This window comes from Klebsiella sp. 2019SCSN059, from assembly GCF_021739525.1.
Classification (GTDB): Bacteria; Pseudomonadota; Gammaproteobacteria; order Enterobacterales; family Enterobacteriaceae; genus Klebsiella; species Klebsiella quasipneumoniae.
The window spans coordinates 60,924-72,886 of record NZ_JAKKOM010000012.1 but is presented as its reverse complement, the minus strand read 5'-3'; the positions used below and the strand labels follow the sequence as shown (position 1 = coordinate 72,886).

16 protein-coding genes are annotated in these 11,963 nt (G+C 55.1%); 9 read left to right on the top strand and 7 right to left on the bottom strand.

The genetic code is table 11. The annotated features are described in order from the left end of the window. Positions 1–45: 45 nt before the first annotated feature. The 3 genes from L2I46_RS14520 to L2I46_RS14510 are packed head-to-tail and all read left to right on the top strand — an operon-like array spanning position 46 to position 1,521. Positions 46–369, top strand: a complete 324-nt coding sequence (locus tag L2I46_RS14520) for an antibiotic biosynthesis monooxygenase family protein (RefSeq protein WP_236947969.1) — start codon at positions 46–48, stop codon at positions 367–369. Continuing rightward, positions 362–754, top strand: coding sequence for an amino acid-binding protein (locus tag L2I46_RS14515; protein ID WP_017899009.1), 393 nt, complete (start codon positions 362–364; stop codon positions 752–754). Before L2I46_RS14520 ends, L2I46_RS14515 begins: the two co-directional genes overlap by 8 nt. After that, a complete protein-coding gene (locus tag L2I46_RS14510; protein ID WP_236947968.1) occupies positions 751–1,521 on the top strand; it encodes an ArsR/SmtB family transcription factor in 771 nt (256 codons plus the stop codon). Before L2I46_RS14515 ends, L2I46_RS14510 begins: the two co-directional genes overlap by 4 nt. A 203-nt stretch (positions 1,522–1,724) precedes the next feature. Here the strand turns inward: L2I46_RS14510 and L2I46_RS14505 are convergent, their stop codons facing one another. The 5 genes from L2I46_RS14505 to icd all read right to left on the bottom strand — a co-directional run bounded on the left by L2I46_RS14505 (position 1,725) and on the right by icd (position 5,797). Continuing rightward, positions 1,725–2,156: a hypothetical protein gene (locus L2I46_RS14505; protein ID WP_050442631.1), complete on the bottom strand. Its 432-nt coding sequence runs from the start codon at positions 2,154–2,156 to the stop codon at positions 1,725–1,727. A gap of 8 nt (positions 2,157–2,164) precedes the next feature. Then, complete coding sequence (gene yecR, locus L2I46_RS14500; protein ID WP_050442630.1) at positions 2,165–2,503, bottom strand: YecR family lipoprotein; 339 nt, start codon at positions 2,501–2,503, stop codon at positions 2,165–2,167. After that, positions 2,500–2,886 (bottom strand): hypothetical protein, encoded by a 387-nt coding sequence (locus tag L2I46_RS14495; protein WP_032452458.1) that lies wholly within the window; start codon positions 2,884–2,886, stop codon positions 2,500–2,502. The genes yecR and L2I46_RS14495 overlap by 4 nt, the downstream gene beginning before the upstream one ends. A gap of 798 nt (positions 2,887–3,684) precedes the next feature. After that, positions 3,685–3,951 (bottom strand): hypothetical protein, encoded by a 267-nt coding sequence (locus tag L2I46_RS14490; RefSeq protein ID WP_136071266.1) that lies wholly within the window; start codon positions 3,949–3,951, stop codon positions 3,685–3,687. Between the two features lie 595 nt (positions 3,952–4,546). Beyond that, entirely contained in the window at positions 4,547–5,797 is a 1,251-nt protein-coding gene (gene icd, locus L2I46_RS14485) for an NADP-dependent isocitrate dehydrogenase (protein ID WP_023289166.1), read from the bottom strand. A 240-nt stretch (positions 5,798–6,037) separates the two neighbouring features. On the opposite strand from icd, the gene rluE reads away from it, so the two are divergent. Genes rluE through purB form a run of 5 tightly spaced genes read left to right on the top strand, consistent with a single transcriptional unit; the run spans position 6,038 to position 10,396 of the window. Beyond that, positions 6,038–6,688: a 23S rRNA pseudouridine(2457) synthase RluE gene (gene rluE / locus L2I46_RS14480; protein WP_032452457.1), complete on the top strand. Its 651-nt coding sequence runs from the start codon at positions 6,038–6,040 to the stop codon at positions 6,686–6,688. A 16-nt stretch (positions 6,689–6,704) separates the two neighbouring features. Next, positions 6,705–7,163: an NUDIX hydrolase gene (locus L2I46_RS14475; protein WP_004150802.1), complete on the top strand. Its 459-nt coding sequence runs from the start codon at positions 6,705–6,707 to the stop codon at positions 7,161–7,163. Positions 7,164–7,219: 56 nt separating this feature from the next. Next, positions 7,220–8,326, top strand: coding sequence for a tRNA 2-thiouridine(34) synthase MnmA (mnmA, locus tag L2I46_RS14470; RefSeq protein ID WP_012542211.1), 1,107 nt, complete (start codon positions 7,220–7,222; stop codon positions 8,324–8,326). A 54-nt stretch (positions 8,327–8,380) separates the two neighbouring features. Continuing rightward, positions 8,381–9,022 carry a high frequency lysogenization protein HflD gene (hflD, locus tag L2I46_RS14465; RefSeq protein WP_004140557.1) on the top strand — a complete coding sequence of 214 codons (642 nt, stop codon included), beginning with the start codon at positions 8,381–8,383 and terminating at the stop codon, positions 9,020–9,022. Between the two features lie 3 nt (positions 9,023–9,025). Continuing rightward, positions 9,026–10,396, top strand: a complete 1,371-nt coding sequence (gene purB, locus L2I46_RS14460; RefSeq protein ID WP_004176557.1) for an adenylosuccinate lyase — start codon at positions 9,026–9,028, stop codon at positions 10,394–10,396. Positions 10,397–10,450: 54 nt separating this feature from the next. Here purB and L2I46_RS14455 read toward each other — a convergent pair whose 3' ends face one another. After that, positions 10,451–10,813, bottom strand: coding sequence for a cupin domain-containing protein (locus L2I46_RS14455; RefSeq protein ID WP_060592455.1), 363 nt, complete (start codon positions 10,811–10,813; stop codon positions 10,451–10,453). Positions 10,814–10,896: 83 nt separating this feature from the next. Beyond that, positions 10,897–11,703, bottom strand: coding sequence for an AraC family transcriptional regulator (locus L2I46_RS14450; RefSeq protein WP_023289162.1), 807 nt, complete (start codon positions 11,701–11,703; stop codon positions 10,897–10,899). Between the two features lie 21 nt (positions 11,704–11,724). On the opposite strand from L2I46_RS14450, the gene L2I46_RS14445 reads away from it, so the two are divergent. After that, positions 11,725–11,943, top strand: coding sequence for a hypothetical protein (locus tag L2I46_RS14445; RefSeq protein WP_136070404.1), 219 nt, complete (start codon positions 11,725–11,727; stop codon positions 11,941–11,943). Positions 11,944–11,963 lie beyond the last annotated feature (20 nt).

Sequence of the window (11,963 nt, the reverse complement as noted above, 5' to 3'; positions counted from 1 at the left end):
CTGGCCGTCATTAGACTGCAGGGAAATTCACCACGGAGCAGACTTATGATTGCGGTACTTTTTGAGGCCGACGCCTTACCGGAAGCACAGGAAAGATATCTTCAGCTGGCGGCCGGGCTGACGCCTTTGCTTTCAGACACGCCGGGGTTTATCGCCATCGAGCGTTTTCAGAGCCTGAATTCACCCGGCAAAATCCTTTCGTTATTCTGGTGGGAAGATGAAGCATCGGTGGCCAACTGGCAGCAAAATGAGCGGCATCTGGCTGCCCAGCGCGAAGGCAAAGCATCGATTTTTTCATATTACAGAATACGCGTTGCCCGCGTGTTCCGGGATTACTCATCGGATCGGGGAGCACAGCCAGATGTATGATATTCACGTCATTCTCAGCAACACGCCGGGCTCGCTTGGCGCAATGGGTATAGCGCTGGGCAACAACGGTGTGGGTCTCGAAGGTGGTGGGGTATTCACCACGCCTGATGCCGGACATGCGCATTTTCTGGTAGAAGACGGTGAGACAGCCCGCAGGGTGCTGACCGAGGCCGGATTTACGGTCAGCGATGTATGCCGCCCTCTGATACGCAAGTTACCCCAGGAACGACCCGGGGAACTGGGAGACATTGCCGACACCCTGGCCCGCAACGGTATTAATATTCTGGTACAGTACAGCGACCACCGTAACCGGCTCATTCTCCTTACCGATGATGACACCCGGGCAGCGGAAGTGACCAAAAAATGGGCCATACTTTCTGAATGAATCTCCTGAAAACGCAGCAAGACAGTGAGCCAGAGGCGGCGCTGGAAACCGCGATGGCGATGGTGGCCTCAGCCCTCTCCGACCCGTCAAGGGTCAGTATTCTCTGCGCGCTGATGGACGGGCGCGCATGGACGGCGACCGAGCTCAGCACGGTCGCCGAGGTCTCCGCCTCCACCACCAGCGGACATCTTGCCCGACTGCTCAGCAACGGGCTGGTGGTGTGTCTCGCGCAGGGGCGCCACCGCTATTACCGCCTGGCGGGCCCGCATATCGCCGGGCTGCTGGAAAACCTGATGGGCGTCTCAATGCAGGCGCATAAGGCGCTGGCCACCAGCACGCCGGTTACGCTTCGCTACGCCCGCACCTGCTACGACCATCTGGCGGGCGAACTGGCGGTGAATATTTATGAGTCTATGCTGCGGGAAAAATGGCTGACGGCCGATGGGCAGTCCCTGACGTCAGCCGGTAAAACCCAGCTTGAAAGCCTGGGCGCAGTACTTAACGCTCGACCGCGACGTAAGCCTTGCTGCCCCTGTCTTGACTGGAGCGAAAGACGTTTTCATCTGGGAGGCGACGCCGGATCGGCGCTGATGGCGCTGTTTGAGCAAAAAGGATGGATCACCCGCGCGCCGGGATATCGGGAAGTGCAAGTGACGGATAGCGGCAGAGCGGCGCTGTCCCGGCTGTTTAATCTCAAAGATAGCATCCGCGGATTAGACTATGTTGAGCCACCAGAAAACGTTAATCATAGTGAGCGCAACGCATAGATTACTCACATTTTTTCTGGCGTACCTGCAGAAAATGGTTTAGTTCCGGGCACCCTTTTTCAGCTCCAGCATATATTTATTGCCGACGCTGCCGAGCTCAAAATTAAACACTAGCTTCGTATTACCTGCTTTCTCCACTCGCGACACTGGAGGAAGCGGTGGTGTAAAAAAACCCGCCGCAGCGGGTCTTTTTTCCGGGCAGCCTATCGGCCGATAGTGCCGCCGGTATCGTTCGCATCGTTGAACCAAGTTCCCAGCTCATTACCGTGCGTACTGGTGATGGAGAATTGTGCCTCCTGCACGGAAAACAGCAGCACGCCGTTGACGACCCGCGGGCGCTCCGCCAGGTGGCCGTTGTAACGCACCTCATGGGGCTTCACCACAATGATTTTGTTGCCAATGCGCTGACCATTCCGAAGGAAAACGGAGTAGGTACCAGCGAATTTCGAAAAGTTCTGGCTCTTCTTCGCTTCTGCGGCGTTTTGCGCTTTAGTTTTGTGGATGTCGCAGCCCTGCCCGGCGTTCATCTCATTGCATCCGGAGCGCTCCAGCTGTTCGCGATATTTAGCGTTAATGGCGTGTGCCGGTGCTGCAGCGACGGTCGCCAGGGTGATTGCTATCATCAATTTTTTCATTATTTTCTCTATTGTTGGATCTTGCCACTACACATGTACAGTTTTGACACTTCGCCTTTCAGGCAACCGCGGATGAATATATTCGTCTCGGAGCATTCAGTTTTGGCGAGTTCATCGACAGCCTCCGCGCCGGTGTACCCCCATTTTTTGCAGATTGCCGCCGCCTTCTCCTGCGCGCCGTTAAAGGTCGGCGTGAAGTTAGCAGGCTGGCTACCGTTTAGCAGGTACGAAAATTTAACGGTAGCGTCAGCGCGGCTCGCGTTAGTGACGCCCATTGGAGGGGGAACGGCACACCCGGCCAGCGCCGTCGTCAGTGCTACGCCAGAAAGCGTCTTCAGGATGTTCATCTTTTTGCCTCTTCATTAACGGCGTTGTTTTCTTGATGCAATTCAGCGCGGCGTTGCTCATAAAACGCATGAACATCGGCAGGTTGAGCATCCCACAATGCTCTCATTTTCCGGTCATAATTGTCAGCGCAGACACGGCGCTCTTTCTCATACCCGCGGGAGACCGCGACACGCGCTTCACCTTCAACCCGGACAGAGCCATACAACTGGCCATGATATTTCTTGTTAGCGATCTCCTCGCAGCGCAGTAGCGCTTTGTTGTAAAGGCTCCTGGTTTCGCGAAACTTCGCGACGTGCTTTTCCTGATCGTTTATTTGGTTTACGGTGCAACCAACCAGTGCGCAAGCTAACAGCAGCGCGGTGGGGGGGATTTTCTTCATCATATAGTTGTGTTTCCATGTGGTTATATTCAAATTTATAAATCAGTGCTTCAACGGTCGACTGTCGATCCAGGCTGATACGCTCTTCGTTCCAGTAGATGAATCACCAAGCAACAGACCCAGCACGTCTCCTGCCGCATACAGCGTTGCTTTCGACTATGAGCCCATGAATCAACTGCAGGCCTTGGTAGCAAATAACGTGAGCGGCCCCTGATATCTCATTTGCCTCACTTCTCATCTGCGTAATGACGTCCCCAAAAGCAGGGCTAGCCAGGAATAACATCGTGACAACAATGAAGGTATTAATCCTTTTCCATTTATAATCCTGTATTTTTGATAAGGGTTGGATGTTTCAAGTGTCTGGCTTTTACTTTTCCCGTACTCGTAAGATCGGGCAATTGTCAGCAAAAAGAATGAGAACACAAAGTTATTAACTTGTGAAATGTGTTTTTTTATTGAGGTAAGGTCAATACATCGCTTTATCGATGATTAATTTCTCGCCACGGGAAGATGCATAACTCTAGTATGTTTTGTTATCTCTATTCCTGCCACCCCAGTATAAGCTTCATCTTATCATATCGGAATGGGGCAAGACTTACAGATTAACCCCATGAAGCTCATTGCGTGTTTTATTGCCCACTGATAAATAATATGCATTCACATTAATTACCCCTGTGATAATTCATGATAACATAAGCAAGTTTTATCAAAATAATGATATAAAAAGCTAACCACCACCGGCTCAAGTACCGCCATGCCACACGTACTGTAAAAGGCAGCGACGGATGACCGACGGAGTCCTCAGGCTTGTTTTTCATTAGCGACACCCAGCGCATAAAATAATTCATCACTGATCTTTGCGAAGCTTTTTTGCAATTCAAAAAGGTTGTGTAATTCGGTGCAAATGGTTGGATTATATTTATTGTTAATATCTATGATTAGATGTGTTAACTCACATTCAATAACAGCACACAAAAAATTAATATTTGCATTAAATTCTGACGGGCGTTCGACTGGAAACTGTGCGAGCGTGACCGATGGAACGGAAGCGCCTGTTGTATTATTCATGTTGTATCATCATTAATTATTTTCGAGAGGAAGACCCAATAAACATTTAATTATTTTGCAGCATAAAATAAGGCTAAACGACCTATTCTTCAAGAAATATCTCATTAATTTTTGTGTGGATTACAAAATATTCCACCAAATATCCGGCGATTCTTTTCTTCTTCAGGTTTAAATGCGCCCCGTTTATCCCCTTCCTCGTGCAACCATGTGTACAAAGTGTCGACTGAAGTTGCATGCTTGCGGCAGAGGTCTCTGGCAGAACTGACTGCTTCAACTGCGTGAAAAATAGGGATGATCGATTTATGGGAGCATTGCGTCTTCATTGGGTTGCCCTCATGTAATTTATAATGTTGTGGCTCACATCGCGGATGTATTAACCAATGGGGAGACCAGTCAATGTGCTCGTACATAAAACGCAATAGCAAAGGATAGGTCACCTGGTGATCGAGGTAAGGAGTGGAAAGAAGTGGCCTTATGAGGTTTTTCGGGAGGGGTTTTGATAACTTGTTTTGATAAAATTTTGTTAACCGTTCGAAAACTAATAATAAAAACGGGAACCACCAGGTTCCCGTTCTGACATAATCTGGGGGCCAGATTACATGTTCGCGATAATCGCGTCGCCAAACTCTGAACATTTCAGCAGCTTAGCGCCTTCCATCAGACGTTCGAAGTCATAGGTCACGGTCTTGGCGGCGATAGCGCCTTCCATGCCTTTGACGATCAGGTCTGCGGCTTCGAACCACTGCATGTGGCGCAGCATCATCTCTGCGGACAGGATGATGGAGCCCGGGTTCACTTTGTCCTGGCCAGCATACTTCGGCGCAGTACCGTGAGTCGCTTCGAACAGCGCGCACTCGTCGCCGATGTTGGCGCCCGGGGCGATACCGATACCGCCAACCTGTGCCGCCAGCGCGTCAGAGATGTAGTCGCCGTTGAGGTTCATACAGGCGATAACGTCGTATTCCGCCGGACGCAGCAGGATCTGCTGCAGGAAGGCATCGGCGATCACGTCTTTTACCACGATCTCTTTGCCGGTGTTCGGGTTCTTGATTTTCACCCACGGGCCGCCGTCGATCAGCTCGCCGCCGAACTCTTCGCGAGCCAGCTGGTAGCCCCAGTCTTTGAACGCGCCTTCGGTGAACTTCATGATGTTGCCTTTGTGAACGATGGTCACAGAGTCACGATCGTTGGTGATCGCATACTCAATGGCTGCACGAACCAGGCGTTTGGTGCCTTCTTCAGAGCACGGCTTGATGCCGATGCCGCAATGTTCCGGGAAGCGAATTTTCTTCACGCCCATCTCATCGCGCAGGAATTTGATCACTTTGTCTGCTTCAGCAGAGTCGGCTTTCCACTCGATGCCGGCATAGATATCTTCGGAGTTTTCACGGAAGATAACCATGTCGGTCAGTTCCGGGTGCTTAACCGGGCTCGGAGTGCCCTGGTAGTAACGTACCGGACGCAGGCAAACGTAGAGATCCAGCTCCTGACGCAGCGCCACGTTCAGGGAACGAATGCCGCCGCCGACTGGGGTCGTCAGAGGACCTTTGATAGCAACGCGGTAGTCACGAATCAGATCGAGGGTTTCAGCTGGCAGCCAGACATCCTGGCCATAGACGTGGGTCGATTTCTCACCGGTGTAAACTTCCATCCAGGAAATTTTACGCTCGCCCTTATAGGCTTTCTCAACGGCGGCATCAACCACTTTCAGCATCGCTGGGGTAACGTCAACGCCGATACCGTCACCTTCAATGAACGGGATAATCGGATTATGAGGGACGTTCAGTTTGCCGTTTTGCAGGGTGATTTTTTGACCTTCCGCCGGAACTACTACTTTGCTTTCCATTAACCTCTCCTTCGAGCGCTTCTGGTTCTGCTCTTCCCTCTTCACGCGAGCCTGGTGTTGGCTGAATCGGCCAGCTTCGGAGTACCGGGTCTTCCCGCTAACCGGAGCTATCGCGTCCGTGTCGCCTTCCTGCCTGTGTTGCGAATCGGTTTGAGCAATTTTTTGTTAATAATTTGTAATGAGCATGTCAATACTACCTGAATGTTTGCGTCCATGAAAGGCATTCGTAATTAGGCTATAATGCGGCAATTGATAGAGCCTGAAAATACCATGCAGAAAACTTCATTTAGAAAACATCGCGTTGAGCGATTCAGCACACAACAAGTCACCAGACAACGCAAAGAACGCCAGCCAAAAACTGTGATCTTGTTCAATAAACCCTATGATGTGTTGCCGCAATTTACCGACGAGGCCGGGCGCAGCACGCTGAAAGATTTTATTCCCGTGGCGGGCGTCTACGCCGCAGGTCGACTCGATCGCGACAGCGAAGGGCTGCTGGTGCTGACCAACGATGGCGCGCTGCAGGCGAAGCTGACCCAGCCGGGTAAACGCACCGGCAAGATCTACTACGTCCAGGTGGAAGGCGAACCCACCCCCGAGGCGCTGGCCGCTTTGCGCGACGGCGTCACCCTCAACGATGGCCCCACCCTGCCTGCCGGCGTAGAACTTGTGGAGGAGCCCGCCTGGCTGTGGCCGCGCAACCCGCCGATTCGTGAGCGCAAATCGATCCCCACCCGCTGGCTGAAGATCACGCTCTACGAGGGACGCAACCGTCAGGTGCGCCGGATGACCGCCCACGTCGGCTTCCCTACCCTGCGGCTGATCCGCTACGCCATGGGCGGCTACACCCTCGACGGGCTGGCCAACGGCGACTGGCGCAAAGCCGAATAACCGAAAAGGAAAAGCGATGTTTAAACCTCATGTCACTGTTGCCTGCGTGGTTCACGCCCAGGATAAATTTCTCATCGTCGAAGAGACCATTAACGGCAAAGCATTGTGGAACCAGCCGGCGGGCCATCTCGAGGCCAATGAAACGCTGCTGCAGGCCGCCGAACGTGAACTGTGGGAAGAGACCGGCATTCGCGCCACGCCGCAGCACTTCATCCGCATGCATCAGTGGCTGGCGCCCGATAACACCCCGTTTCTGCGCTTCCTGTTCGCCATCGAACTTAGCGATCTGTGCGCCACTGAACCGCACGACAGCGATATCGATCGCTGCCTGTGGCTCAGTGCTGAGGAAATTCTTAACGCGCCAAACCTGCGCTCGCCGCTGGTTGCCGAAAGCATTCGCTGCTACCTGCAGGACCCGCGCCAGCCGCTGTCGCTAATTGGCGCATTTAACTGGCCGTTCACAGGGGGTGAATGAACGGTGAGCGCGTGCTAGAATACGCCGCCTCGAAGTTCAATGTAGCGAGTATTTCCATGTCAGAAAGCCAGAAAAAAGTGATCGTCGGCATGTCCGGCGGCGTCGACTCCTCGGTCTCCGCGTACCTGCTGCTGCAGCAAGGGTATAAGGTGGAAGGCCTGTTCATGAAGAACTGGGAGGAAGACGACGGCGAGGAATACTGCACCGCCGCCGCCGACCTTGCCGATGCGCAAGCGGTCTGCGATAAGCTGGGCATTGAACTGCACACCGTTAACTTTGCCGCCGAATATTGGGATAACGTCTTTGAGCTCTTCCTGGAAGAGTACAAAGCCGGCCGCACGCCAAACCCGGATATTCTGTGCAATAAAGAGATCAAATTTAAAGCCTTCCTCGAGTTTGCCGCTGAAGACCTCGGCGCCGACTACATCGCCACCGGGCACTATGTGCGCCGCGCCGATGTCGACGGTAAAAGCCAGCTGCTGCGCGGTCTCGACGGCAATAAAGATCAGAGCTACTTCCTTTATACCCTCAGCCACGAACAGATTGCCCAGAGCCTGTTCCCGGTGGGTGAGCTGGAAAAACCGCAGGTGCGTAAGATCGCCGAAGAGCTGGATCTGATCACCGCGAAGAAAAAAGATTCCACCGGCATCTGCTTTATCGGCGAGCGTAAATTCCGCGATTTCCTTGGCCGCTATCTGCCGGCGCAGCCGGGCAAAATCCTCACCGTCGACGGCGAGGAGATCGGCACCCATCAGGGGCTGATGTACCATACCCTGGGCCAGCGTAAAGGACTGGGTATCGGCGGCACCAAAGAGGGTAGCGAAGACCCATGGTACGTGGTCGATAAAGACGTTGAGAATAATATTCTTATCGTCGCCCAGGGCCATGACCACCCGCGCCTGATGTCCGTCGGCCTGATTGCCCAACAGCTGCACTGGGTTGACCGTGAACCGCTGCAGGGCACCCTGCGCTGCACGGTGAAAACCCGCTATCGCCAGACCGATATCCCCTGCACCGTTACCGCGCTGGATGAAGACCGTATCGAAGTCCGCTTCGATGAGCCGGTCGCGGCGGTGACCCCGGGCCAGTCCGCCGTGTTCTATTTGGGTGAAGTGTGCCTCGGCGGCGGAATTATTGAACAACGACTGCCTCTGCAGTCCTGAACGCGCGTTATTTCCGCCGGGACGAACCGCCCCGGCGGCTGACAAGGAGTATGTGTGGCGAAGAATTACTATGACATCACCCTGGCGCTGGCTGGCGTTTGCCAGGCGGCGCGACTGGTTCAGCAACTGGCGCATCAGGGACATTGCGACAGCGATGCCCTGCATGTGTCGCTGAACAGCATCATCGACCTCGATCCCGAGTCGACGCTGGCGGTGTTCGGTGGCAGTGAAGCCAATCTTCGCCTCGGCCTTGAAACGCTGCTCGGGGTGCTCAATACCAGCAGCCGTCAGGGCCTCAATGCGGAACTGACCCGCTATACCCTGAGCCTGATGGTGCTGGAGCGCAAGCTCGCCGCCAGTAAAGGGGCGATGGACACGCTCGGCAACCGCATCGCCGGCCTGCACCGTCAGCTGGAGCACTTTGACCTGCAGTCCGAAACGCTGCTCAGCGCCATGGCGGGCATCTATGTCGATGTGATAAGCCCGCTGGGCCCGCGTATTCAGGTGACCGGCTCCCCTGCCGTGCTGCAAAGCCCGCAGGTGCAGGCGAAAGTTCGCTCAGCGCTGCTGGCGGGGATTCGCGCCGCGGTGCTCTGGCATCAGGTGGGCGGCGGACGTCTGCAGCTTATGTTTTCCCGTAATCGTCTGGTTAACCAGGCAAAGCAAATTCTTGCTCATTTAACCCCGGAGTTGTGATCTATGGAATTATCCTCACTGACCGCCGTTTCCCCTGTAGACGGCCGCTACGGCGATAAAGTCAGCGCGCTGCGCGGTATCTTCAGCGAATTCGGTTTGCTGAAATTCCGCGTTCAGGTGGAAGTACGTTGGCTGCAAAAACTGGCCGCCCACGCAGCGATCAAGGAAGTTCCTGCTTTTGCTGCCGACGCAAACGGTTTCCTTGACAAAATCGTCGCCGATTTCAGCGTCGAAGACGCCGAGCGCATCAAAACCATCGAGCGCACCACTAACCACGACGTGAAAGCGGTAGAGTACTTTCTGAAAGAGAAAGTCGCTGACGTCGCCGAACTGCACGCCGTGTCGGAGTTTATTCACTTCGCCTGTACGTCCGAAGATATCAATAACCTCTCCCACGCGCTGATGCTGAAAACCGCCCGCGACGAAGTGGTTCTGCCTTACTGGCGCAAGCTGATTGACGCGGTAAAAGATCTGGCGACCCAGTACCGCGATGTACCGCTGCTCTCCCGTACCCACGGCCAGCCGGCGACGCCGTCCACCATGGGTAAAGAGATGGCGAACGTCGCCTACCGTATGGAGCGCCAGTACCGTCAGCTGAACCAGGTGGAAATCCTCGGTAAAATCAACGGCGCGGTGGGTAACTACAACGCCCACATCGCCGCCTACCCGGAAGTCGACTGGCATCAGTTCAGCGAAGAGTTTGTCACTTCGCTGGGCATTCAGTGGAACCCGTACACCACGCAGATCGAGCCGCATGACTATATCGCTGAGCTGTTTGACTGCATCGCGCGCTTCAACACCATTCTGATCGACTTCGATCGCGACGTGTGGGGCTACATCGCGCTCAACCACTTCAAACAGAAGACCATCGCCGGGGAAATCGGCTCCTCCACCATGCCGCACAAGGTGAACCCGATTGACTTCGAAAACTCCGAAGGCAACCTCGGCCTGGCCAATGCGGTCATGCAGCACCTGGCCAGCAAACTGCCGGTTTCCCGCTGGCAGCGCGATCTGACCGACTCTACCGTCCTGCGTAACCTCGGCGTGGGCATCGGCTATGCGCTGATCGCCTATCAGTCCACCCTCAAAGGGATCAGCAAGCTGGAGCTGAACCAGGATCGCCTGCTGGACGAACTGGATCACAACTGGGAAGTACTGGCTGAGCCGATCCAGACCGTGATGCGTCGTTACGGTATCGAAAAACCGTACGAGAAGCTGAAAGAGCTGACCCGCGGCAAACGCGTTGACGCGGAAGGGATGAAGCAGTTTATTGACAGCCTCGCCCTGCCGGAAGAGGAAAAAGTGCGTCTCAAAGCGATGACCCCGGCCAACTATATCGGTCGGGCAACCACCATGGTTGACGAGCTGAAGTAATCGCCCTGCCCCTCTTTCCGCCGGAAAGAGGGGCGTTTTATCGCCGGAAGGCGATCAGATCCAGACGTCGTTCACCGCCGTCCGCTCGCCCCCCTCGTGGCCGGTATTCAGCACCCCGCGCGGTTCAATCAGCAGCAGCTTCGCTTCCATCTCCGCCGAGGTCTTATGTTCCACCCCGCGCGGCACGACGATCATCTCCCCGGCCTTCACCAGCACATGTCCGTCGCGGAAGTCCACGCGCAATACCCCCTCCACCACCATCAGCGTCTCATCGGTTTCCGGATGGCTGTGCCAGATAAAGTCGCCGGCGATGCGCACGATCTTGAACTGATAATCGTTCATTTCGGCCACCACTTTGGGCTGCCATTGTTCGCTGAACAGGGAAAATTTATGAGCAAAATTAACGAGTTGATACATAGGCTGTCTCCTTGTGATAAAGGCAGTCAGCATAGTTCACCGCGCCGCGGTCACGCTTGAACGATTGTGCAACCTGCGCCGCCTTAGCCGCGGATCGCCCGCAGCCAGCGCCCCGGAGAGAGGCCAAAGCGGCTGATAAACTGGCGCGTCATGTGGCTCTGGTCGGCAAAGCCCGCCTCGGCGGCAATATCCACCAGACGCTCCCCGGCGCGCATCCGCTGGCGACAAAAATCGAGCCGGCGCATCATGACGTATCGCCACGGACTGGTGCCGTACAGCGTTCTGAAATCGCGGCTCAGGCTCCAGCGGTCCCGGCCGCTGACCTGCGACAGGATGTCGAGGGTCATATCCTGCATAAAACAGGCATGGATATACTCCCGGGCCCTCTCCGCCGCCTGATAATCAAACGCCTGGCGACGGGAACGCTGCCCGCCGACCACGGCCAGGGTCTGCGCCAGGTCGTACAGGGCGTCCTCTTCCTCCAGCGGCTCGAAGGTAGCCGTGACCGCTTTCAACAGCGGTTGCGCGGCGCGACGTAGCCGTGGATCCGCCGACAGGCCGCCGGGGATAAACGGCAATGGCCTGCCGCCGAGTATCTTCTGGATCAGCGCGGGTTCGATATAGGCCATGCGGTAGTGAAACCCCGCCTCGGTGCCCGCCTCGCCATCGTGTATTTCGTCCGGGTGAAGGACCATCGTCCCGCCGGGCAGACTGTGCTGTAGCCCGCCGCGATAGTGAAAGCTCTGCACGCCGGCGATCGTCTGGCCGATGGCGTAGGTGTCATGCCGGTGCGGCTCATAGCCGTGGCCGCCGAAGAAGGCTTCGATGCGCTCCGTCCGACTGGGCGACTGCGCCAGCCTGACCCAGTCCGCGCTCTGCTGCTGAGACATAATGGATAACCTGCGGCGTCATTGAGGGATAATTCCAGCACTATTACACAAAAAATTAACATCACCAACCCGCCGCTGCCCGCGCCCTGCCGCTGGGCGTTTGCTGAAATTACGCATAGAATGAAGGAGTTCCATACCCGTGCGCAAAAGGCGCCGCCCAACGCCGACCTGCCCGGCGATGCTGCACGCCGTTTGTATAAAAAGCTTTATTTAACAGCTGTTTATATTTTGCGTATATAATAAGCGTCAGACTACTTTCG

Bases quoted from the DNA above. Each gene is read 5' to 3' on its own strand.
- L2I46_RS14520 (WP_236947969.1), top strand. From the start codon at position 46: ATGATTGCGGTACTTTTTGAGGCCGACGCCTTACCGGAAGCACAGGAA.
- icd (WP_023289166.1), bottom strand. From the start codon at position 5,797: ATGGAAAGCAAAGTAGTAGTTCCGGCGGAAGGTCAAAAAATCACCCTG.
- L2I46_RS14495 (WP_032452458.1), bottom strand. From the start codon at position 2,886: ATGATGAAGAAAATCCCCCCCACCGCGCTGCTGTTAGCTTGCGCACTG.
- yecR (WP_050442630.1), bottom strand. From the start codon at position 2,503: ATGAACATCCTGAAGACGCTTTCTGGCGTAGCACTGACGACGGCGCTG.
- L2I46_RS14515 (WP_017899009.1), top strand. From the start codon at position 362: ATGTATGATATTCACGTCATTCTCAGCAACACGCCGGGCTCGCTTGGC.
- L2I46_RS14475 (WP_004150802.1), top strand. From the start codon at position 6,705: ATGTTTAAACCTCATGTCACTGTTGCCTGCGTGGTTCACGCCCAGGAT.
- purB (WP_004176557.1), top strand. From the start codon at position 9,026: ATGGAATTATCCTCACTGACCGCCGTTTCCCCTGTAGACGGCCGCTAC.
- L2I46_RS14505 (WP_050442631.1), bottom strand. From the start codon at position 2,156: ATGAAAAAATTGATGATAGCAATCACCCTGGCGACCGTCGCTGCAGCA.
- mnmA (WP_012542211.1), top strand. From the start codon at position 7,220: ATGTCAGAAAGCCAGAAAAAAGTGATCGTCGGCATGTCCGGCGGCGTC.
- L2I46_RS14450 (WP_023289162.1), bottom strand. From the start codon at position 11,703: ATGTCTCAGCAGCAGAGCGCGGACTGGGTCAGGCTGGCGCAGTCGCCC.
- L2I46_RS14510 (WP_236947968.1), top strand. From the start codon at position 751: ATGAATCTCCTGAAAACGCAGCAAGACAGTGAGCCAGAGGCGGCGCTG.
- L2I46_RS14490 (WP_136071266.1), bottom strand. From the start codon at position 3,951: ATGAATAATACAACAGGCGCTTCCGTTCCATCGGTCACGCTCGCACAG.
- rluE (WP_032452457.1), top strand. From the start codon at position 6,038: ATGCGGCAATTGATAGAGCCTGAAAATACCATGCAGAAAACTTCATTT.
- L2I46_RS14455 (WP_060592455.1), bottom strand. From the start codon at position 10,813: ATGTATCAACTCGTTAATTTTGCTCATAAATTTTCCCTGTTCAGCGAA.